3 protein-coding genes are annotated in these 25456 nt (G+C 29.2%); 2 read left to right on the forward strand and 1 reads right to left on the reverse strand.

Annotated features, from left to right (window positions below):
• The first annotated feature begins 137 nt into the window (after positions 1 to 137).
• On the forward strand, positions 138 to 13379 hold the full coding sequence (locus ACNQ12_RS00890) for a hypothetical protein (RefSeq protein WP_418036891.1): 13242 nt from the start codon (positions 138 to 140) through the stop codon (positions 13377 to 13379).
• A 743-nt stretch (positions 13380 to 14122) separates the two neighbouring features.
• The gene (locus tag ACNQ12_RS00895; RefSeq protein ID WP_418036893.1) at positions 14123 to 24895 is read left to right on the forward strand and encodes a hypothetical protein; all 10773 of its coding nucleotides are present in this window, start codon (positions 14123 to 14125) and stop codon (positions 24893 to 24895) included.
• Between the two features lie 59 nt (positions 24896 to 24954).
• On the opposite strand, the gene ACNQ12_RS00900 is transcribed toward ACNQ12_RS00895, so the two are convergent.
• On the reverse strand, positions 24955 to 25455 hold the full coding sequence (locus tag ACNQ12_RS00900) for an adenine phosphoribosyltransferase (protein WP_418034921.1): 501 nt from the start codon (positions 25453 to 25455) through the stop codon (positions 24955 to 24957).
• Position 25456 lies beyond the last annotated feature (1 nt).

Raw genomic sequence — 25456 nt, forward strand, 5'->3', positions numbered from 1 at the left:
CCAAAATACTATAAAAATAAAAAAGAGTATAATAATCATGATTATATACAAGAAAAAAACTGCATTTTTGCAGATTTGAAGCACTTAGAGCTTAAAAATAGACAAAAAATTTTTTTCGAAAAATGTAAAGGAGAAACATGTCAGAAAAAAACAAAAATGGTAAAGCTAAAAAAATACTTTTAACAGTAACAGCAAGTGCAGCTACTTTAACTTCACCATTATTAGTTCTTGCGGGAACTGATAATGTAGTAGAAAGTAATGCACTTTCCACAGTATTTAGCCCTGATTTTACCATTCAAGGAAATGTAGAAGCAAAAGAATACGAGAATGTAGAAACAAGATATTTTGGTTTTAAAAGATATCCAGAAAATATTTATTACAGATTACTTTCATATGAGCAATTTGAAAATGATAATAAAGAAAAGTTAAACGAAATTCGTAAAATATCAGATATTCATATAAAAAATCAAAGAATTGATGAGTTATGAAATTCATATCAGTCTAAGAATCTTAAAGAGAGAAAAACAGAACTTCAAAAAATGGTTAAATTCATCAATGAGCCAACTGCGGATGATTGAAACGAAAAAGAACAAACATGAGAAATTGCGTATGATACAAAATTACTAAATAATGCCGGCACATATACTTATGGCCAAAGAGTGTTTGGCTTTATGTTATCTAATGATTTAGAAGTTATTCCCGGTACAGTTTCATTAAGATTAGAATATGTTAATAAAGAAGCGAATGAAGGCTTTAACTTTTATAAAAATGGTGTTTACTGAGGAGATCCTGATAAAATACCTTCCTTACAAGACCCAGCAAAAGATAAATTTTTTAAATATTCTAATGATAATGAAGTTACAAATTTTGAACAAATTAAAGGATTGTATTTAAGATTCGCTGATAAAAATAAGAAATTTGATTTTTCAGCTGACCAAAGTTTTAACAAATCAGATTATTGAATGAAAAATATGATGTTCGATATGAGCTCAGGAACAAACACAATGGGTAATTTGATTTACAATGATTATGACGAGAATTCTATAAATAAAAAGATGGAAATAAATATATTTCCTGCAATTACAAATTATGTAAATGATTGAATGGAGTATAGACCTAGAATAAATGCCATAGAATATATAACATCAGATGCAGATGCACATAAAGGTTACTCACCTTATGTTATGGATGAACTTATGTCTCGTAATTTGGCAGGTGACTTTAACTTAGAAGGATTGAATCACGTTTTCGGTATTGCTGTATCTAAAGAAAAAAATCCAAATGATGCATGAGCATGACCAACTAAAATTTATAATGAAAATGAAAAATTGGATAATTTTTTCAAAAAAAGAAACTTTTATACATATAACCAATACAAAGAAAACGCTGGTACCACATTCTTGATTAATTTAGATAATGGTTTAGAACAAACGCCAGGATGAACAAAAAGGTGATTAAATGACGCAAAGAAATCTTATAAGATTTATTTAAAGTTTAAAACAAAGAGAAAAGTGAAAGAAGTTTTAAGTGGTAGCTTAGAGGGCGAAAGTAGAAGAAAAGTTAAAGAAAATTCATTTTTAAATAAAAATGATTCAAGATCATTTGTTTCAGCTTTATACCATACAGATTATTATAATTCTGGATGATATACGGTAAATCAAAGATTCAATCTTTACAATGCTGATCAAAGCCCTATAGCTAACGGTGATAAAAATAATCAATATTCTGCTGAAGTTACTTCATTTGCTAGAAGAACTAATAATAGAAATGTTACATTTAACATAACCGAGAATATTAATTCAGATAGTGTAGTCAAATTCCCTGTAATAGCAGGATATTCTGTATATAAAAATGATCAAAAAATTGATTCTATTAAAATTGATTGAAATGATGATAAAAATAAAGAAAGTTTAATAAACAAGAAAAGTGTAAAAACAAGCTTAACTGTAAATCTAGATACATTAAATCTTCAGAATATGAGTGATTTAGATGACATTTATTTAGTTCCATATTATGCAAATAACGACCTAGAGAAATTCTATGAAACGACTTTCAAATGAAACATTTTACACAATAAATTTGCTTTTGACAAGGACAAGGTTTCATTCACAGGAACAATAACATATAAAATTTCACCTGAAGAAATTAATAAGCAAAAATTGCTATCAACCTTAAAAAATAAAGATAATGCCTTACTTTATAAAAACACTTTACTAACTCAAAATCAAATAAACAATATTGCTTGAGGGATCGAAAAAGACTTTGATACTTCACATTTCAATCATATTATTGCTGACGGAGAAACCAATAAATATAGTGAATTTTGACAAAACTTTATACAAAATGTTTCAAAAGCAAATAAAGATAAAAATGAATTAGATGCTATTGACACAGATTCAGTTCTTAAAACAAGAAATTATAGACTTTCACAAAATAAAGCTGCTATAGATCAACTAGCTCAAGAAATTAAAGCTTTAAAATCAATTAATTTAGATGATTTTGATATTACAATAAAATATCCTTCTAAAGAAGTTTATATTCAAAATAATCCAACTTTATATGATTTTGACTCTAAGGTTAAACAATGAAATGATTTAATAAGCAAAATGAATGGTGATTATATTTATAACACTTTTGTATCAAGCTTAGAAAAGAAAATTTCAACATTTGAGGAAACAAATAAATTATATTTTTTAGCTAAAACATTAAATAATGATGCAGATAAAGTTAAAACGATTTTTGATTTAACAGAATTAAAAGAAATAGCTGAAAAATTAAAAACTTATTTAGATACTCAAGTAACTTCGGAAACATTTAAAGATTTTTTAAATAGTGTCACAAACTATTTAAACAAATATCACAATATTAAAATAATTGAATCATTTATCAGTGAACAATCATCAGAAGATACTTCAAACAATAAATATAAATTGTTATACAAATGATTTAATTCTACAGGAGCCAAACAAGAATTAGAAAAGTTTAAAAAAGAATTAAAATCAGATACTAATGTTAGCGAAAGCAATGTTTACAACAAAATAGTAAACGAATACAATACATATAACGAAATTTCTCAAAAACTTGACTCAATATTAAAAAGTAATGACTTTAATTACTGAAACATGTTTGAACAATATGTCAAGGAATATTTACCTTCTGATGTTATAAATTCTTCAGTATTAAATGAACTAATTAACCCTCTAAAATTAGCAGTAACCAATATTAACGATTATGATAATCTTGTAGTGCTTTCTGATACAGGCTTTGCAGATGTTATTTTTGGATACATTTTCAATGATTGATTAATTAAAAATAACAAATACAGTGTTTCAAAAGCTAATGCTTATAGTAAAAAAGAAGGTGTTGAAAAATTAAAAGCAATATTATTTGAAATATGTAAGGTTTTAAAGAAAGATGCTCAACCAGACACATTGTCAAAAACACTATTAGCTAATAATAAAAATTATTTAGAAACAGTATTAAAAGCTAAAATTTTATTGAAAGATACAAAAACACTAGCTACAAAATTCTTTGATTCTATTAATAAAAAAACAATTAAAAATACTTCTGAAATTGAAGAATTATTAAATCAAAACCTCCAATTCGAAATACTCAAACAAGCTGCTGCTGGTTTAAAAGAAAAAATTAATGATAATCAAACATTTTCAAACATTAAAAACTCTACATATAAAAATAAGATAATCTCTGAGATAGAAAAAACTATTACATACTACAGCCTTAATGAGCAAAGAATTGCACAAGATCAAGGTGATGCATTTTACAAAACAAATGAATCTGTTAAATTAGATTGAGGCTTATTTGGAGATTTCTACTCCTTAAATAACTTAAGTAAAGATAACTATACAAAAGAATTTAAAGACTTAAAAGAAGCTCCAAATGCTAATGTAGATCAATTCTATAAAGCTAAATGAGACGAACTTCAAGCTTTAAATAGCAAAATTGCTTCTCTAGTCGAAACAATTAACACTACTGACTTGAATGGAGAAGCCAAGGAAGCTTTAAATAATTTAACACAACAAGCAGATTCTATACAATCTGTAGAAGCAATTGAGTCAAAACTTAATACTGTTATTAAAGCTTACAAAGATCTTGATACAGCAACAAAAGCTGCAGATAATGTTAAGGCACAAGCTCAAAACGATTACAAATTTGCTTCAAGTGGTACAAAATCGGACTTTGATACATTATTAGCTTCACTAATTGAAAAGAAAGCTGGAATTAATAAAACTCAAGTAACGAAAGTTGAAGACTTAGATAAAGTTGTATCTGCTTTAAGTTCTTTAAGCAAAGAAATTAAAGATAAGAAAGAAGCTTTAGATGGTGAAAAACAATTAAAAGATTTACAAGATAAAATTACAATTAAAACTCTGCCAGCATATACTGAAGACCAAATTGAAGGATTAAAAGATGCTTTAGCTAAAACAGCAGATCTTAACAGTGCAAATGCAAAAGCAATTCAATATTCAGAATTTAACTCAGAAATTGTTGCTGCTAAAGAACTTGTTGCTAAATTTGATGAAATAACAAAAGAAAATAAATACATCAATGCTACAAGTAAAACTAAAACCCCATATGATTCATCAGTTAAAATTCTTAAAGGGTTTGTAGAAGGCTACCAAGCTAAGATTGATGGATATAAGTCAACTAGCCCTGAGTCTTGAACAAATAATCTTCCTACAATGAAATCTGAATTAAATGGTATTACTGAAAAATACAAGCTTGATTTATCAGCTTTAGATGGAGTTAAGGCTCTTGAAGATGCTAAAAAAGAAAAAAATAATTTAATTGATCAATTCGATAATATTTCAGATTCATTAAAAACTACATTTAAAGAAAAAATTAGCTTAGAAACTACAATTGATTCAGTTAATGCTAAATTCAATGAACTAAAAGATGTTGATTCTGCATATGGAACAACAATTAGTCCGCTAAATAATCTTCAAAATTTAGTTAAAGGTGATAAATTTGAAGCATTAAATGGCGAAGCAGAATACAACACTGTAAAAGAAAGTCTTGCAAAAATAGAAAAGAATTTTGAAACAGCAAAAGGAAATGCTGATATAAGCAAAAAAGATGTTGAAACTATTTTAAGTAATATCAACTCTAATAAACAAACAATTGAAACTAAATATCAAGAATTTCTAAAATACCGTGAACAAGAATTAGCAAAAGCTCAAGGGCTAGATTCACTTACACCAGCTCAAAAACTAGCAATTAAGAATAGCTTTAATCAAGCTAAAAATAAAGCTCAAGTAAATACAGCTTTACAAAATGCTACAAAATTAAATGATTCAATGAAGAGTTTACGTGATGCTTATGCTAAAGCTATAGAAGCTAAGAAAACTCAAAAATACTTGAATGCTTCAAAAGAACCAAAAACTGCTTTCGATAATCAAATGAATGACCATATCGCAAATCCAGATACCTTAGCCACTACTGATACTAGCTCAATTGATCAAGCGACTCAAACATGAAATACCTTAACTAAGAATTTAGATGGTGATACTGTTCTAGCTAAAGCGCAAAAAGATGCTTTAGAAGCTATTAAAAAATTAACAAATTTATCTGAAGAACAAAAAAAGGTTGCAAAATCTGGAATTAATTCAGCTAATATTGTTGATAATATTAATGAACTAGTAAACAAAGCAACAGCATTTAATAAAGCAATCCAAGATCTCAAAGATCAAGTTGCTACAGATACAAGTAATAAACAAGCAATCAAATATCAACAAGCTGATAAAGGACCTAAAGAAACTTATGATGCTAAAGCACAAGCTGTTGCGGATAAATTAAAAGAACTGCAAGAACTTTCATTAGATAATAATTTAGCAAACGCTGCAATTAAAGAAGCTGAAAGCGAAAATGCTATTCAAACTGCTAAGGATGCTTACAACAAGCTAAATGGTGATACTAAATTAGCTAGTGCTAAATTAAGCGCAAATGATGTTTTAGATACCTTAAGTAATTTAAACTCTGAAGTAATTGGCAAATTTAAAGAAGAAATTTCAAAAACTAATGATGTTACAGCTGTAAATGGTATCAAAGATAAAGCAGTTAATCAAAATACCTTAGTAGGTGGTATTGTAAATTCATTATCACAAGCTGAAGCATTAAAGAAAAATACTTCTGTTTATAATAAAGCAACAGCAGAACAAAAACAAATTCTAGAAGCAGCAATTAAAGATGTTAAAGAAAATATTTTGGATTCTTCTGCTAAGAAGATGAAGCCAAACAATTTAACCGATGAACTTCAAACTAAAAAAGATGCTATTGATAGCGCAATTAAAGCAATCAATAAATTATCAGGTGAAATTACTGACGCTCAAAATAAAGCTAAAGAAGAAATTAATAAGTTGCCAGATTTAACACCAACTCAAAAAGATACCTTAAATTCAAAAGTAGATTCCGCAACAACTAAAGAAAGTATTAGTTCTATTTTAGAAAATGCTAAAACACTTGATGCAGCTACAAAAGCTCTTAAAGATGCAATCAAAAAAGCTAAACAAGTTGATAAACAAGCAAACAACTATCAATTTGCTGACCCAGAAAAACAAAGTCAGTTTGATACAGCTAATTTAGAAGCTACAACTGCTATTGATGCTGGTCTTGCTGATAAAGATGCTAATAGAATTAATAAACTAGCTAAAAACCTAACTGATTCTATCGGAAACTTAAATGGTGATGCTAAACTAATTAATAATAAAGAAGAAGCAAATAAAGCTATAGATAAATTAAGTTCATTAACAGATGAACAAAGAAAGAACATTAAAGGTAAGATTGCAAATGCTGAGGATGATGCTGAAGTTAATAAATTGCAAGCTGCAGCTGAAAAATTAAACAAAGCTTTAAAAGAAGCTCAAGAAGCTGCTAGCGAAGCAAATATTGCTAAAGAAAGTGACAACTACAAACAAGCTTCACAAACTCCAAAATCTGATTTCGATTCTATGAAACAAGCTCTTGATTCTGAAATTGAAACAGCCAAAGGAACAAATACATTTAAGAATGCAGATGTAATTAACAAGTTAGCTGAAGAATTAACTAAAGCTACTGATAATTCAAATGATGCTAAGAGTGCTCTTGATGGAGAAACACTATTAGCTGATGCAAGATCAAAAGCCCAAAGTGCTCTAAATAATGTTAAACATCTTTCAGAAGAATACAAAAAAGCCTTACAAGAACAAATTACAAATGCTAAAGAAGTCGATAAATTAAATGAACTTACAGCCAATATTCCTGCTCTTGATATAGCTGCTGGAAACTTGGATGAAGTTGCTAAGAAATTAGAAACAGCATTAAAAGACCCTGAATATGCTAATGCAAGTGAAGATACCAAAGGAAAAGTTGCTCAAGTTCAAAGACAAAATGAAGACTTATTAACTAATAGCTTATTAAACAACGGAAAAGTTAAGGACGCTATTGAAACTGCTATTGCTGCAAATAATGCTGCTTTAGAAGCCATTAAAGCTGATAAAGAAGTTCTAGCTACAGAAAGAACCAAAGCAAATGAAGAATTAGCTAAATTAACAAACTTAAGCCAACATCAACAAGAACACATTTCAAATAAAATCAAAGGCGCCAATACAACTGCTGAAATAACTTCCCTAGTAGATAATGCTAAAGCTCTAAACACAAATATGGGCGAATTAATTACATGAGGACAAAAGATAGAAAAAGTTAAGGGAGAAACCAAATACACTCAAGCTTCTGAAAATTCTAAAAAAACTTTTGATAGTTTCTACAATAATAAAAATAATTGAGTAAGAGACAATCAAGACAGTATTGTACCTAGTGCTATTGTTGATGCTATAAATGGCATGAAAGAAATTTATGATTCATTAGATGGAGATAAAATCTTAGCTAAAGCAAAAGAAGATGCTGTAAAAGCTATTGATGCTTTAACTAACATAAATCAAAAAGCAAAAGATGCTGCAAAAGAAACCATTACAAAAAAACAAACTGTTGATGATATTAATTCTATTGTAGCCAAAGAAACAGCATTAGATAAAACTGTTGCAGATGCAAAAGCTGTTTTAAAATCTGCTAAAGATTTAAAAGAAACGCCTCAATACAAAGAAGCTACTGACAGCAAACAAGTATCCTTTGATAATGCTATTGAAGTTCTTGAAAGCATAGTTAACACAGCAAAAGATCAAACTAATTTAGAACAAGTTGAAACAGATACAACTAGCTTGCAAACTAATAAAACAGAATTAGAAAAAGCACAATCTGCCTTAGATGGTTATGCTAAATTAGAAACTGCTAAATCAGCCGCAAAAGCAGTTATTGAAACTTTAGGAAACATTGATACTCCAGTCAAAGATCATTTCAAAAATCAATTAGCAGATAAGAACTCAACAAAAGATATTGAATCAGTTGTTGAAAAAGCTAAAAATACAAATGCAGCTATAAAAGAATTAATTCAAAAAGTAGCTAAAGCTAATGAACTTATTGACAAACCAGATTACAATGTAGTTCCTGAAGAAAAGAAACAAGCTTTACAAAGTGCTTTAAAAACTGCTAAAGATTTATTAACAGGCCAAGGTGATAAACTTAAAATCCCTACAGAAATCCTTAATATTAATAATGCTAAAGAACAATTATCCCAAGCTATTATTCAAGCTTCAGGACAAGCTGATGAAATCTTAAAAGCCCAAAAAGATGCTAAAAATAAAGTTGATAAGCTGCCAAACTTAACTGATCAACAAAAAGAAGCTTTAAAACACCAAGTTTCTTCAGCTGTTACTAGTGAAGGAATTGAGGAAGTTGTTAAAAAAGCCAAAGAATTAGATAAAGTTACAAAAGACTTCAAAGATGCTATTAAATCAGCTAAGGAACTTGATAAGAGTTCAGATAAATATAAATATGCTGATGAAAGTAAACAAAATGCCTTTGATAACAAACTAAAAGAAGCTGAAGTAGAATTAGCTAAAGGCCTTGCAGATAAAGACAAAGATAAAATTAAAGAATTAAGCAACAAATTAGTTGAAGTTCAAAGTACTTTAAATGGGGAAGCTAAGTTGTCTGACGCTAAAAAGGGTGCGCAAAACAAAGTTCAAGATTTAAACAATTTAAGCAATCAACAAAAAGATGCTATTAAGTCTGCTATTGATAAAGTTACTAGTCCAGAAGCTGCTAACACTATAGCAAATAAAGCTACTGAATTAGACCAGGCTATTGCGAAAGCAAAAGAAACCCAAAAAGCTACTGTTGAAGTAAAAACTACACCTAAATACACGGAAGCTAGTGATACAACTAAGAATCCATTTGATACAGCTGCAAATAAATTAGATGGTGACATTACAACTGCAACAACAACCTTAGATTTAGACTCAACTGAAAAACTTAACAACTTAGTCAAAACTTTAAAAGAAGATACAACTAAGACAAATGATGCAAACACTTCATTAGATGGTCAAAAACGATTAGATGCTGCTAAAGCAGAAGCAAATGGTTTAATTGCTGGAGCAAGTCAATTATCACCTCAAGCAGCAAACGCATTTAAGGATGTGGTTGATAAAGCGACAACAATTGCTGCTGTAAATGAAGCAAAAGATGCTGCCAAAGCAGCTCAAGCAGCAGCTAAGGCATTAGTAGATAATATTAATAAAGTAAATACTGCATTACAAAACGCTGGAAATACACTTGATGCAGCAACAACTAAGGAAGCTAGTGATGCTAAAACAAAGGCTGGTGAATTCCTAGATGATAATAAGCTAAAACAAGGGGTAGATGTTACTGAAGTAAATAATGCTACTGCTAAATTAGCTCAAGTACTTGATAAAATTAAAGCTAATGTTGAGGCATTAAAAGGTGCTCAAAATGATGCTATTACTGAAATTAATAAGTTGCCAAACTTATCTAATACTCAAAAACAAGCTTTGATTAATGAAGTGAAAGCTGCTGAAAATACAGAAACTGTAAATACTGCATTAACAAAAGCTAAAGAGTTAGATAAAGCTATTGCTCAATTAAAAGATAACTTAGCTTCAGTTGAAACAACAAAAGCTACTGACAATTACAAGTTAGCTGATGTTGACAAGAAAAATGATCTTGATAAAGTTGCATCAGATAAAGACAGCATTATAAATCAAGCAGCAGCTGCTTTAGATAAAGCTGCAATTGCAACATTAAATAACAAGATTAATACAACTAAAGAAGCTTTAAATGGTAATGATAATAAACAAGCTGCTAAAGATGTAATTGATGCATTAAGCAACTTAGGTTCAAATCAAAAATCAGCCGCTAAAGATACATTAAATCAAGCCCAAGATAAAGAACAATTAGATACTAAAGTACAAGAAGCTAAAGATCTAGATCAAGCTAAAGCAAACTTACAAGTAGCTAAAGACAGCTTAGATACTTTGATTAATCAATTTACAAAACCAAGTAACATTAATGAAGCTGCTTTAAGTTCATTTAATAATGAAACAAAGAACTTTGCTGATAACAAGAAAGCATTAGAAAACGCGAAAGAAGTTGCTAGAGTAGCACTTGAAGCTACAACTTTAAATGCAAATGAAGTTGCAAGTGCCTTATCTGATGTTTCAAAAGCTAAAACAGATGCTACAAAAACAATTGAAACTACTGTAGCAAAGAATAGCGCTATTGTTTCAGATGCTAATATTCCAAGCTTTGTAATTCCTGCAGATAAAGAAAAAGCCACATTAGCAGGTACAAAAGCAGTAGATAAGAATGGTAATGTATATGAAGAACTTGTTGCTGCACGTGAAGTACAACATTTAATTGCCTTAGACAAGTTTGCTAAATTCCAAGAAGCTTTACCTCAAGAATTAAAAGCTTCAACATCATTTGGACAAAGCCTAGAATTAGCTAAAAAAGAACTAAATAATTCAAATACCAAAGTAACTGATGATGAAATATTAGCTAAAGTAAATCATCAATTATTAAAAGATAAGTTAGCATTAGCATATGATGCTATATCAAAAGCAAATATTAATGACTCACTTCCTGAAAACTTAAAACAAGAAATTGAAGCTCAAAAAGCTCAGGCTTTAGAATTATTAAAATATGCTAATACAGATGTAACAACTCCAAGAACTACTTATGATGCTCAAGCTGATAAATTAAACTTATTATTAGCTAAAAATGATTTAGCTAGCGTAATTGTCAAAGCGCAAGCAGTAGAAAAATCAAGTCAGCTTGATGCAGCTATTAAACAAGCACAAGATGCATTAAATAATTCTGTATTTGATCAAAATTCAATTAAAGCTGCTAGTGATAAACTTGCAAATGAAATTGATAAAGCTAAATTATATGTATCTATTAATCAAGCTAATGACTTTGTTAAAGGATTACAAGAAGGAAACAAACAACACCATAGTGCTTTAAAAGATAGAATTGTTAATACATTAAGTAATGATGATATTCCAGCTGCTCAAACTGCTGCGAATACAAAAGATACTCAAGCTGGATATAATACAGCTGCTGCTGCTCTTGATAACGCTGTAGCAAATGCTAAGAAGACTATTGAAAATGTCTTCAAGGCTCTTGAAGAATTAAGAGATAAGATTGCGACAATGCCACAAGATCAAATCTCTACTCAATTAAAAGAACAATTAGCACAAGCTCAAACAATTAAGAAAGATAGTGGCGTAGTGGCTATTGAAAATGCTTTAGAAAGCTTACAACACAGATATGCAACAAATGAACTTGATAAAGCTATCGCAGCTGCTCCAACAATTAATGATAAGTATGCTACATTAGTTCCAAGCATTGTTGAACAATCTCAAGCTGTAAGCAATAATTCTCAAGCAAGCACACAAGAAATTGCAAGTCAACTTGCAAAACAATTATTAAACAATGCTAAAGGAAATGCATTAAATACTCTAGCTGGCTTAAACAACTTAAATAATGCTCAAGCTAGCGCATTAGCTAATGTTATTGCACAAGCTCAAGATGCTAACCAAGTGGCTCAAGATCTAAAACAAGCTCAAGATTTAGACAAAGCTATGGCAACATTAAAAGGCACTTATACTAAAGTTGATGAAGCTTACAAAGTTGGAACTAACTTGCCATATGAAGCCTTCTTTATTCCAGCAGATAAATTAAAATTTGCTAAAGACACTATTGCTAAAGTAGCCAAGGTTACTCCCAAAGCTGGTCAAGTTTACTTAGACAACTTACCTGCTCAAATTGATCAATTAAACAGTGATTTAAATACTGCTCTTGATTTACTTGGTCAAGGAAAAGGCCAAGCCAAAGCAATGGAAGAAGAATTCACTAAGTTAAACACTAAAGCTAATACTTTAGAAAATAACTTACAAGTAAATGCTAATAAGCTATATAATTCACCTAAAGCAATTCAAGATCAAATCAAAGATTTACAAACTAAAATTAAAGACTTAAGTGACAAATATTTCAACAATCATGCTGCCTACATGGAAGAAGGCAATGCTAAGATGAAACAATTAGTTGACCAATTAAGTAATTTAAACGATCAAGTTGAACAATTTTCACCTCAAGTATTTATGAATAATAATTCTCGTATTACACAAGCTCAAAACTTAATTAATAATAATTCTGAATACACAAGTGATATAGTTGCAAAAGATAACTTAACTAAATTTAACAATGCAACAACTTTTGCTCAAGCTGACAAGTTATTAAATGAACAAGTTGCATTAAATAACAAGGTTAAAGAAAATGTTCAACAAATTGTTGCTAACCTAGCAAACACACTTGTTACAAAACAAGAACGCCCAGAAAATGCAACCTTGCTAGGCGAAATTGTGCTAACTGCTAAACCAGAAGTAATTGCACAAGTAACCAAAATGATTTCTTCCGTACAAACATTATCTGCACTCGATAAGAGCCTTAATGCTGCCTTAAATAGTGAAAAAGCAGATAAGAAATTTAAGAAACAAATAGCTGCAATTAGCACATCTTTAAGTTCAATGCCTCAAGAAACATTTGAAGGTTATAAAGAACTTAATGAAGCTATCAACCAAGCAAGCAAAAATATTAAAAACCACGCAAATGGTATTGAAGAATTAATCAATGCTCTTGATACACGTGATAATGAAAAATTAAGCAAAGCAATTCAATTACTTGATAAGAGTGATAATAAGAATGCTAAACTAGCAAAATTAATTCAAGACAGCAACTATATTGATATACTAAATCATGCTGACAATAAAGCAATTGATAAGGATGATTTAGCTGCTGTAGAAACAATTAAGAATTCATCTGAATATCAAATGGCCTCTCCAGCTATCCAAGACTTATTGAACCAAGACTTAAATGGCAAAAAACCATGAGCTTGATGACCAATTGCTGTTGCAATTTCGGCAATTACATGATTAAGTGGAATGCTTGCTATCTTATTTAAAAGAAAATAAAATTTTAAAATCTCATAGCTAATCCCTATGGGATTTTTTATAAAAACCTATGTTTCTAAGCTAATGCGATGTAAAAAAGAATGCCCCAATAATATAGAACTATTCGTTTCTTGAATGTAATTTTTAGCATAATACTAAAATACTTAGTTTCATGTCAGATATTTTTTACTTCTCAATATTAAAATAAATATTTATCTTTAAAAAATATTTTTAGATGTATCAATAGGTTTATTGAGTTTTGATTTAATGTAATATTTTTCTTTATGCAGGAAATGCAATCACTTATCCTTATAACAGTTGCAATCTAAAAATAATTTGCTAGCCTAGAATTCTCCAGGCATTGTATTTATCTTATTTTATATTTCTAATATTTTTTAGATATGTTATTGAAATTTGAGATTTTAGTAAATTTCTTTTGTCACAACTATTAATTTTTTTCAGCCTTCCAGAATTGGATATATGGATCTCAACTATTTTCAATTTAAGCTTGTATAAATTTATATAAAGTCCTTCGAAGTGAGGTGGTTTAAGTAGAGTGCATAACACAGTGCTTAACTTTTATTGCATCTTTTGCACTGCTCATCACGAAATCAAACAAAAATTTAAATCAAATTTTATTTTAAAAATATTTTTTTAAAATAAATTACTTTTAATGCAATAACAAAGATATCTGCATTTTTTATAAAAAACGCAAAAAGTTGTAAAATATAGTATAAATATTACATTTTTGGAGGAATATTGTTATGAAAGACAAAAAAATGCAAAAAATTATATTTCCACTTTTTGCAACTACAGCGTCAATTATAGCTCCATCAGCTATTTTGGCTTTTGACTGAGGTTCAGAAACTGTTATTGCAAACAACTCTTTTAATCCAGACAAAATTATTTATGAGAATGCTGAAAATAATGGCAGAGAAGAATATACTGATGTCAAAAACATACCATTTGGGTATGGGCGTTCTAAAGACAAGATAATGAAAGTTAGTGATGCTTTAAAAACTGTGAAATTTACTAAGGCGCCAAATGCTGAAGACTGAAATAAGCCAGAGCAAACTTGAGAAATGATTTATGAATCCGGCACTTTAAGTGAGGATGTATATCAATATGGAACTTATTGATGAAATGAATACACATTCGGACAAAGAACATATGGTTTTGCTATTTCTAATGACTTAGAAATTGTTCCGGGAACAATATCTATTAAATTAGAATATATGGGCGTTGAAGATGATTCTCATATAATTCAAAGCGAAGATGATCGACGTAGAATTCTAGGATATCGTATTAGTGGCCAAAACCCAGATAATAAAGGCGAAAATCTTGAAAATAAAGTAGGTGCATATATAAGAATAACTGATAGCAATGGGCATTTTGACAATTCTGCTGATCAAAAATTTGGATTATGACCTGTAAAAACTGCAGATGGTACAAAACCAATTGATCAAATAGAGAATTTTTGAGTTAAAGACTTCAAATTTAATGTGACAAACGGGTCACAAAGAATTGGGAATTGAATGCATAATTGAAATAACCCAAATGATAAAAATAATACCATTCCTTTAGCAATTAATGTTATTCCTGAATATGAAAATTTAGGAAGTAATAGACCAGCTATTGATGCAATGGAATTTATTACAACCGATAGTCAATTTTGAGGAAATGAAAAAAATCCTGCCTTTTCACCGAAAGATATTGATGATATGTTTTCTATGACACAAATACCAGATTTCTTCGAAAGCAAAGGTTATAATAGATATTTTGGTTTAGGTTTAAATACTGATAAATTTATAAAAAATTTAACTACTCCAGATAGTCCATATATCCCTTTTGCCAATAATGTTGGTTCAGTATTTATGTTCCATTATTTTTCTGGCTTGGACAAAAATAGATATGACACATGATACAATAAAAATTTAAGACCTATTCCCTTAGTTACTGTTAAATTTAAAACTCGTAGAAAAATGAATTATTCATTGATTGATTACTCAAGTGAGTTTGGGCCACAACCAATTAATTCATTTTTAGATAAAACAGCTTCTCAAAAAAATTATGCTTCATTTGTATCAGGGCTATTTAGAAGCGATAAAGATACTCAGTTTGTCTTTGATAAAACAGCTTCTGATGCAAATGATTATGATGATTTTAGAAAAAAATATCTTTACCCAACAAGCGTGGGTGATATTGCTAATCAATATATTGGTGTTTATACATCATTTGCTAAAAGAACACAATACAGAAATATTGATATAAATATTCAGGAACAAATTGATGATATTGATAAAAGCAGAAATCAATATCCAAAAATTTCTGGTTTTAATGTCATGAAAGACAATCAAAAAATTGATTTCATTAAACTTGATTGAGATGACTTTAAAAACACTGATTCATTTATTAAAAATGGATACAAGACTACAATAAAAGATTTTAAGCTAGATACATCAAAAATTAATGATTTTGATGGCATAAAACTGATTCCACTAATTATAGATAAAGAAGACTCATTTAAATATAGTGCTATTTCACATCAGTTTGAAATTAAAGATGGGAAATTAACAGGAATAGTTGAATATAAACTTTCAGATGAATACAAAAAGAAAATTGATTTACTAGATAAACTAAATAATCCTTCTAGGCTCAACGAACTCTTATTTAACAATGAGCAGCTTTTGCCGAATCAATTAAGTGCAATAAAACAAGCTGTAATTTCTGATTTCAATAAAAAAAGATTTGGTAATGAAACCACTAATCCAGTAGATAATTCAACTATTTATAGTAATTTTTGAACAGACTTAATTAATAATATTAGTAAAATTAACTATTTTAAAAATAAAATTAATTTGATTAATACAAACATTACAGATACAAAAAATTATAGATTATCAAGCAATAAAAGTCAAATTGATGAAAAACTAAATGAAATTTCTAAAATTAACAAAATGAACATTGATGATTTTTCTTTATTTGTTATAGAAGGTGGCGAAGTTCAACTTCCTGATGAATATAAAGAACTATCAAAAATATCATTGGATTCATTAATCGATGATTTTAATAATTTAAAAGCAAAGATGAATGGTAATAACATTTACGACACTTTCGTGTCAAGTTTAGAAAAGAAAATTTCTACATTCGAAGAAACAAATAAATTATATTTCTTAGCTAAAACATTAAATAATGATGCAGATAAAGTTAAAACGATTTTTGATTTAACAGAATTAAAAGAAACAGCTGAAAAATTAAAATCTTATTTAGACACAAAAGTAACTTCAGAAACACTTAATGATTTTTTAAATAATGTCACAAACTATTTAACTAAATATCACAATATTAAAATAATTGAATCATTCATTAGTCAGCAATCATCAGAAGATACTTCAAGCAATAAATATAAAATGTTATACAAATGATTTAATTCTGCAGGAGCAAAACAAGAATTAGAGAGCTTTAAAGAAGAATTAAAATCAGACACTAATGTTAGTGATAGCAATGTTTACGAAAAAATAGTAAGCAAATACAATACATATAACAAAATTTCTCAAAAACTTGACTCAATATTAAAAAGTAATGACTTTAATTACTGAAATATGTTTGAACAATATGTCAAGGAATATTTACCTTCTGATGTTATAAATTCTTCAGTATTAAATGAACTAATTAACCCTCTAAAATTAGCAGTGGCCAATATTAATGATTATGATAATCTTGTAGTGCTTTCTGATACAGGTTTTGCAGATGTTATTTTTGGATACATTTTTAATGATTGATTAATTAAAAATGATAAATACAGTGTCTCAACAGCTAATGCTTATAGCAAAAAAGAAGGTGCTGAAAAATTAAAAGCAATTTTATTTGAAATATGTGAGTTTTTAAAGCAAAATGCTCAACCGGACACATTATCACAAAAACTATTAGCTAATAATAAAAATTATTTAGAAGCAATCTTGAAATCTAAAATCTTATTAAAAGATACAAAAACACTAGCTACACAACTTTCAAATTTAACTAATAAAAATACAATTAAAAACACGTCTGAAATTGAAGAATTATTAAATAAAAACCTTCAATTTGATATCTTAAAACAAGCAGCTGCTGGTTTAAGAGAAAAAATTAATGATAATCAAACATTCTCAAATATTAAAAACTCTGAATATAAAAATCAGATAATTTCTGAGATAGAAAAAACTATTACATACTACAGCCTTAATGAGCAAAGAATTACGCAAGATCAAGGTGATGCATTTTACAAAACAAATGAATCTGTTAAATCAGACTGAAATTCATTTGGGGATTTCTACTCTTTAAATAACTTAAGTAAAGATAACTATACAAAAGAATTTAAGGACTTAAAAGAAGCAACAAATGCCAATGTAGACCAATTTTACAAAACTAAATTAGATGAACTTCAAGCTTTAAATAGCAAGATTGGCAGTCTTGTAGAAGCGATTAATGCTACTGACTTGAATGGAGAAGCTAAGGAAGCTTTAAATAATTTAGCACAACAAGCAGATTCTAAACAAGCTGTAGAAGTAATTGAGTCAAAATTCAATACCGTTATTAAAGCTTACAAAGATCTTGACACAGCAACAAAAGCTGCAGATAATGTTAAGACTCAAGCTCAAAACAATTACAAATTTGCTTCAAATGACACAAAAACAGTATTTGATTCATTGTTGAGATCATTAAGTGAAAAGAAAACAACTATTAATCAAACTAAAGTAACAAAAGCTGAAGATTTAGATAAAGTTGTATCTGCTTTAAATCAGCTAGCTCGAGAAATAAAAACTAATCAAGATGCTTTAGATGGAGAAAAAGAATTAAAAGATTTACAAGATAAAATTACAATTAAAGCTCTTCCATCATATACTGAAGACCAAATTCTAGGATTAAAAGATGTATTAGCTAAAACAGCAGATCTTGATGGTGCAAAAGCTAAAGCAAATGAATATTCAGAATTCAACTCTGAAATTGTTGCTGCTAAAGAACTTGTTGCTAAATTTGATGAAATAACAAATGAAAATAAATACATCAATGCTACAAATGAAACTAAAACACCATATGATGCATCTGCTAAAATGCTTAAAGAATTTGCACAAGGCTACCAAGCTAAGATTGATGAATATAAGTCAACTAATCCTGAGTCTTGAACAAATAATCTTCCGTTAATGAAATCTGTATTAAATGGTATTATTAAAAAATACAAGCTTAATTTATCGTCTTTAGATGGAATTAAAGCACTTCAAGATGTCAAAAAAGCAAAAAATGATTTAATTGAACAATTTAATAATATTTCAGATACATTAAAAAATACATTTAAAGAAAAAATTAATTCAGAAACTACAATTGATTTAGTTGATGCTAAATTTAATGAATTAAAAGATGTTGATACCTCATACGGAACAACAATTAGTCCATTAAATAATCTTCAAAATTTAGTTAAAGGTGATAAATTTGAAGCATTAAATGGTGAATCGGAATACAATACTATAAGAGAAAGCCTTGCTGAAATAGAAAAGAATTTCGAAGTAGAAAAAGGGAATGCTGATATAAACAAAAATGCTGTTGATGGTATTTTGGATAAAATTAACTCCAATAAACAAATAATCGAAACTAAATATCAAGAATTTCTAAAATACCGCGAACAAGAAGCAGTAAAAGCTCAAGAGTTAGATTCGCTTACAGAAGCTCAAAAACTAGCTATTAAGAATAGTTTTAATAAAGCAAAAAATAAAGCTCAAGTAAATACAGTTTTAGAAAATGCTACAAAATTAAATACTTCAATGAAGAGTCTGCGTGATGCTTATACTAAGGCAACAGAAACTAAGAATACTCCAAAATACTTAAATGCTACTAAAGAATCAAAAACTGCTTTTGATAATCAAATGAATAACCATAATGCAAATCCAGACACATTAACTGTTACTGATGCCGGTTCAATTAATCAGGCAACACAAGCATGAAATACTTTAACTGCTAATTTAGATGGAGATACTATTTTAGCTGAAGCACAAAAAGATGCTTTAGAAACTATCCAAAAATTAACAAATATAGATAAAACTGCAAAAGATACTGCTAATGACGTAGTAAATAAAGCAAAAACTGTTGAAGCTGTAAAAGATATTGCGACTAAAGAAGCAGCACTAGATAGCGCTCTTGGTAGTGCAAATGATGCATTGACAGCTGCTAAAGCTTTAAAAGAAACACCTCGATATAAAGAGGCTACAGATACTAAACAAGAAACCTTTGATAATGCTCTTAAAACTTTAAAAGAATTAGTAAATACAGCTAAAGCTCAAACTGATGTTGAAAAAATTGCTTCAAATACAATAGACTTACAATCTAAAACAAATGAGCTAGCAACAGCTCAATTAGCATTAGATGGAAATAACAAATTAGAAAATGCTAAGGCCACATCTAAAGCAGTAATTGAAGCATTAGAAAATATTGATACATTAGTAAAGAAACACTTTGAAGATCAATTAAAAGACAAAACTTCAATTAAAGATATTAATTCTGTTGTAGAACAAGCTAAATCTACAAATGCAGCTGTTAAAGAATTAATTCAAAAAGTAAAAAAAGCTGAAGAACTTATTAAAACACCTGATTACAAGTTAGTTCCTGAAGCCAAAAAGCAAGATTTAAATACTGCATTAAGTGCTGCTAAGAACTTATTAACATCTAATGATACTAAACTTAGTCAACCAAGTGAAGTTACTGATATTAATAAGGCAAGAGAAAACTTATCTCAAGCTCTTATTCAAGCTTCAGGTCAAGCAGATGAAATTTTAAAAGCTCAAAAAGAAGCTAAAGATCAAATTGATAACTTAACTAACTTAACAGGACAACAAAAAGAAGCTCTAAAACGTGAAGTTTCTTCTGCTGTAACTAATGAAGATATTAATTCAGCAGTTGCAAAAGCTCAAGAGTTAGACGCAGTTACAAAAACGCTAAAAGATGTAATTAAATCAGCTGATAAACTTGATAAAAATAGCAATAATTATAAGTATGCTGATGAAAATAAACAAAATGCCTTTAACAATGGTTTAAATTATTCAAAAATTGAATTAGCTAAGGGCCTTGCAGATAAAAACAAGGAACAAATTCAACAATTAAGTGATCAATTGACTACTGCACAAGGTGCTTTAAATGGTGAAGCTAAATTAGCTAATGCTAAACAAGCTGCTAAGGATAAGGTTCAAATTTTAGATGAATTAAGTGAACAACAAAAAGAAGTTATTAATGCAGCTATTGATAAAGCTTCTAGCCCTGAAGCCGGAAATGATATAGCAAATAAAGCTAGTGATTTAGCTCAAGCTATTGCAACTGCTAAACAAGCTCAACAAGCTGGGCAAGAAGTAAAGGGCACACCTAAATATACTGAATCAAGCGATACAACTAAGAATCCATTTAATGAAGCAACAAGCAAATTAGACACTGATATTACAACTGCAACCACATCAACTGATTTAGATACAGTTAACAAATTAGACAATTTAGTTAAGGCATTAAAAGAAGATACAACTAATACAAATGACTTGAATGCTAATTTAGATGGTCAAACACTTCTAGAACGAGCCAAAGCAGAAGCAAATGGCGTAATTACATCAGCAAGTCAATTATCTTCACAAGTCACTGAAGGATTCAAACAAAATGTAAAAGATGCAACAACAATTGCTGCTGTAAATAAAATTAAAGATGATGTTCAAGTGGCGCAAGAAGCTGCTAAAGCATTAGTGGAAAACTTAAATAAAGTTAATGCAGCTTTACAAACTGCTGGAAATTCATTAGATCATTCAATTACTCAAGAAATTCAAGAAGCTAAGGATGGTGCTAATAAGTTTTTAATTGATAACAAGCTAAAACAAGATGCAAATATCTCTGAAGTTAATAAAGCTAATGCTAAATTAGTAGAAGTACTTAATAAAATAAAAGCTAGTGCAGATACTTTAAAAGAAGCTCAAAGTGCTGCAATTATTGAAATTAATACATTGCCAAACTTATCTAAAACTCAAAAACAAGCTTTAATTAATGAAGTTAAAGCTGCTGAAAAACAAAAAGCTGTTAATACTGCATTAACTAAAGCAAAAGAATTGGACAAAGTAATTGGTGAATTAAGAAACGACCTAGATTTATTACCTACAGCAAAAGAACAAGATAATTACAAACTAGCAACTGTTGATAAGCAAAATGAATTTAATAAAGTTGTTTTAGATGTTGAAAACATAAAGAATCAAGCAGCAGCTACACTTGATAAAGCTGCTATTGAAGCATTAAATAAAAAGATTAATGGTGTAAAAGACAGCCTAAATGGTGAAAGCAACAAACAAGAAGCTATATCCGCTATTGATGCTTTAAATAATTTAAGTTCAAATCAAAAAGCTGCGGCTAAAGAAACTTTAAATCAAACTGAAAACAAAGCTCAATTAGATGCAAAAGTTAAATCAGCTAAAGATCTAGATACAGCTAAAGCAAACTTGGTAAAAGAAAATGAAAGTTTAGACGCTTTAATTAATCAATTTACAAAACCTAATAATAGTAGTCAAGCTATATTATCTGGATTTGAATCACAAGTAAATACTATTAACGCAAACAAGCAAACATTAGAAGACGCTAAAACAAAAGCAAATGATGCTTTAAATGCAACAACATTAAATGCTGAGCAAGTAGCCCAAGCTTTAACAACTATTGCTCAAGCTAAAAAACAAGCTGCAAATGCGATTGATACAATTGTCGCAAACAATAATTCAATTATTTCAGTAGCTAATATAGAAAACTTTATTAACGATACTGACAAACAAAACGCAAATGAATTTGTAACTAAGGCTCTTGATAAAAAAACAAACTTATACGAAGGTATTGTGAATGGGCGTCAAGTGCAACATTTAGCTGCCTTAGATCAACTAGCTAAATTCAAAGATAACTTAGCTCAAGACCTAAAAAATTCAAATGCCTTTGCACTTACATTAAATGGAGCCCAAGAAGAATTGCAAGCTTCAAATACCAAAGCAAGTGATGATGAAATATTAGCTAAAGTAAATCACCAATTATTAAAAGATAAGTTAGCATTAGCATATGATGCCATATCTAAAGCAAATATTAATGATTCTCTTCTTGAAAACTTAAAACAAGAAATGGAAGCTCAAAAAGCTAAAGATTTAGAATTATTAAAATATGCTAATACAGATGTAACAACTCCAAGAACTACTTATGATGCTCAAGCTGATAAATTAAACTTATTATTAGCTAAAAATGATTTAGCTAGCGTAATTGTCAAAGCGCAAGCAGCAGAAAAATCAAGTCAGCTTGATGCAGCTATTAAACAAGCTCAAAATGCATTAAATAATTCTACATTTGATCAAAATTCAATTAAAGCTGCTAGTGATAAACTTGCAAATGAAATTGACAAAGCTAAATTATATGTATCTATTAATCAAGCTAAAGACTTTGTTAAAGAATTACAAGAAGGAAACAAACAACACCACAGTGCTTTAAGAGATAGAATTGTTAATACATTAAGTAATGATGATATTACAGCAGCAACAGCTGCAGCTAATAAGCAAGATACTCAAGCTGGATATAATACAGCTGCTGCTGCTCTTGATAACGCTGTAGCGAATGCTAAGAAGACTATTGAAAATGTCTTCAAGGCTCTTGAAGAATTAAGAGATAAGATCGCTGTAATGCCACAAGATCAAATCTCTGCTCAATTAAAAGAACAATTAGCACAAGCTCAAACAATTAAGAAAGATAGTGGCGTAGTGGCTATTGAAAATGCTTTAGAAAGCTTACAACACAGATATGCAACAAATGAACTTGATAAAGCTATCGCAGCTGCTCCAACAATTAATGATAAGTATGCTACATTAGTTCCAAGCATTGTTGAACAATCTCAAGCTGTAAGCAATAATTCTCAAGCAAGCACACAAGAAATTGCAAGTCAACTTGCAAAACAATTATTAAACAATGCTAAAGGAAATGCATTAAATACTATAGCTGGCTTAAACAACTTAAATAATGCTCAAGCTAGCGCATTAGCTAATGTTATTGCACAAGCTCAAGATGCTAACCAAGTGGCTCAAGATCTAAAACAAGCTCAAGATTTAGACAAAGCTATGGCAACATTAAAAGGCACTTATACTAAAGTGGATGAAGCTTATAAAGTTGGAACTAACTTGCCATATGAAGCCTTCTTTATTCCAGCAGATAAATTAAAATTTGCTAAAGACACTATTGCTAAAGTAGGCAAGGTTACTCCTGAAGCTGGTCAAGTTTACTTAGATAACTTACCTGCTCAAATTGAACAATTAAACAGTGATTTAAATACTGCTCTTGATTTACTTGGTCAAGGAAAAGGCCAAGCCAAAGCAATGGAAGAAGAATTCACTAAGTTAAACACTAAAGCTAATACTTTAGAAAATAACTTACAAGTAAATGCTAATAAGCTATATAATTCACCAAAAGCAATTCAAAATCAAATCAAAGATTTACAAACTAAAATTAAAGACTTAAGCGACAAATATTTCAACAATCATGCTGCCTACATGGAAGAAGGCAATGCTAAGATGAAACAATTAGTTGACCAATTAAGTAATTTAAACGATCAAGTTGAGCAATTCTCACCTGAAGTATTTATGAATAATAATGCTCGTATTACACAAGCTCAAAACTTAATTAATAATAATTCTGAATACACAAGTGATATAGTAGCAAAAGATAACTTAACTAAATTTAACAATGCAACAACTTTTGCTCAAGCTGACAAGTTATTAAATGAACAAGTTGCATGAAATAACAAGGTTAAAGAAAATGTTCAACAAATTGTTGCTAACCTAACAAACACACTTGTTGCAAAACAAGAACACCCAGAAAATGCAACCTTGCTAGGCGAAATTGTGCTAACTGCTAAACCAGAAGTAATTGCACAAGTAAGCAAAATGATTTCTTACGTACAAACATTATCTGCACTTGATAAGAGCCTTAATGCTGCCTTAAACAGTGAAAAAGCAGATAAGAAATTTAAGAAACAAATAGCTGCAATTAGCACATCTTTAAGTTTAATGCCTCAAGAAACATTTGAAAGCTATAAAGAACTTAATGAAGCTATCAGCCAAGCAAGCAAAAATATTAAAAACCACGCAAATGGTATCGAAGAATTAATCAATGCTCTTGATACACGTGATAATGAAAAATTAAGCAAAGCAATTCAATTACTCGATAAGAGTGATAACAAGAATGCTAAACTAGCAAAATTAATTCAAGACAGCAACTATATTGATATACTAAATCATGCTGACAATAAAGCAATTGATAAGGATGATTTAGCTGCTGTAGACACAATTAAGAATTCATCTGAATATCAAATGGCCTCTCCAGCTATCCAAGATTTATTGAATCAAGACTTAAATGGCAAAAAACCATGAGCTTGATGACCAATTGCTGTTGCAATTTCGGCAATTACATGATTAAGTGGAATGCTTGCTATCTTATTAAAAAAAAATAAAATTTTAAAATCTCATAGCTAATCCCTATGGGATTTTTTTATAAAAAAGATATAAAAAAATCAGCCATTTGGCTGATAGTTTTACATAATTGAATGGATTTTAATGTCCCCTAAGACTTTTGCTCCATTTAATTCAGGAATGACTGCTAAGACAACTAAATCAGTCACTTCAATTCCTTGATTAGCTAATAAATCAACAATTGCTTTAGTAGTTCCACCTGTTGCTAAAATATCGTCAATAATAACAGCTTTAAGTCCTGGTTTAAGAACTTCTGCTTGAATTTCTAAAGTGCTATTACCATATTCTAAATCATAGTTTTGTTGAACTACTTTACCAGGTAATTTACCTTTTTTTCTTACCATAACAAATGGCTTTTTAGCTTTGTATGCCACAGGAGTACCAAAAATAAACCCTCTTGCATCTGGTGCTACAATAATATCTGCATTAGCTACATATTTACTCATTTCATCAATTACATAGTTAAATGCATCTGGATTATTAAGTAATGGCGCAATATCTTTAAAAATAATTCCTTTTTTCGGAAAATCTGGAACATGATTAATAAATTTTTGTAAATCCATA

Source organism: Mycoplasma paraquilae, from assembly GCF_048284415.1.
GTDB lineage: Bacteria > Bacillota_I > Bacilli_A > Mycoplasmatales > Metamycoplasmataceae > Mycoplasmopsis.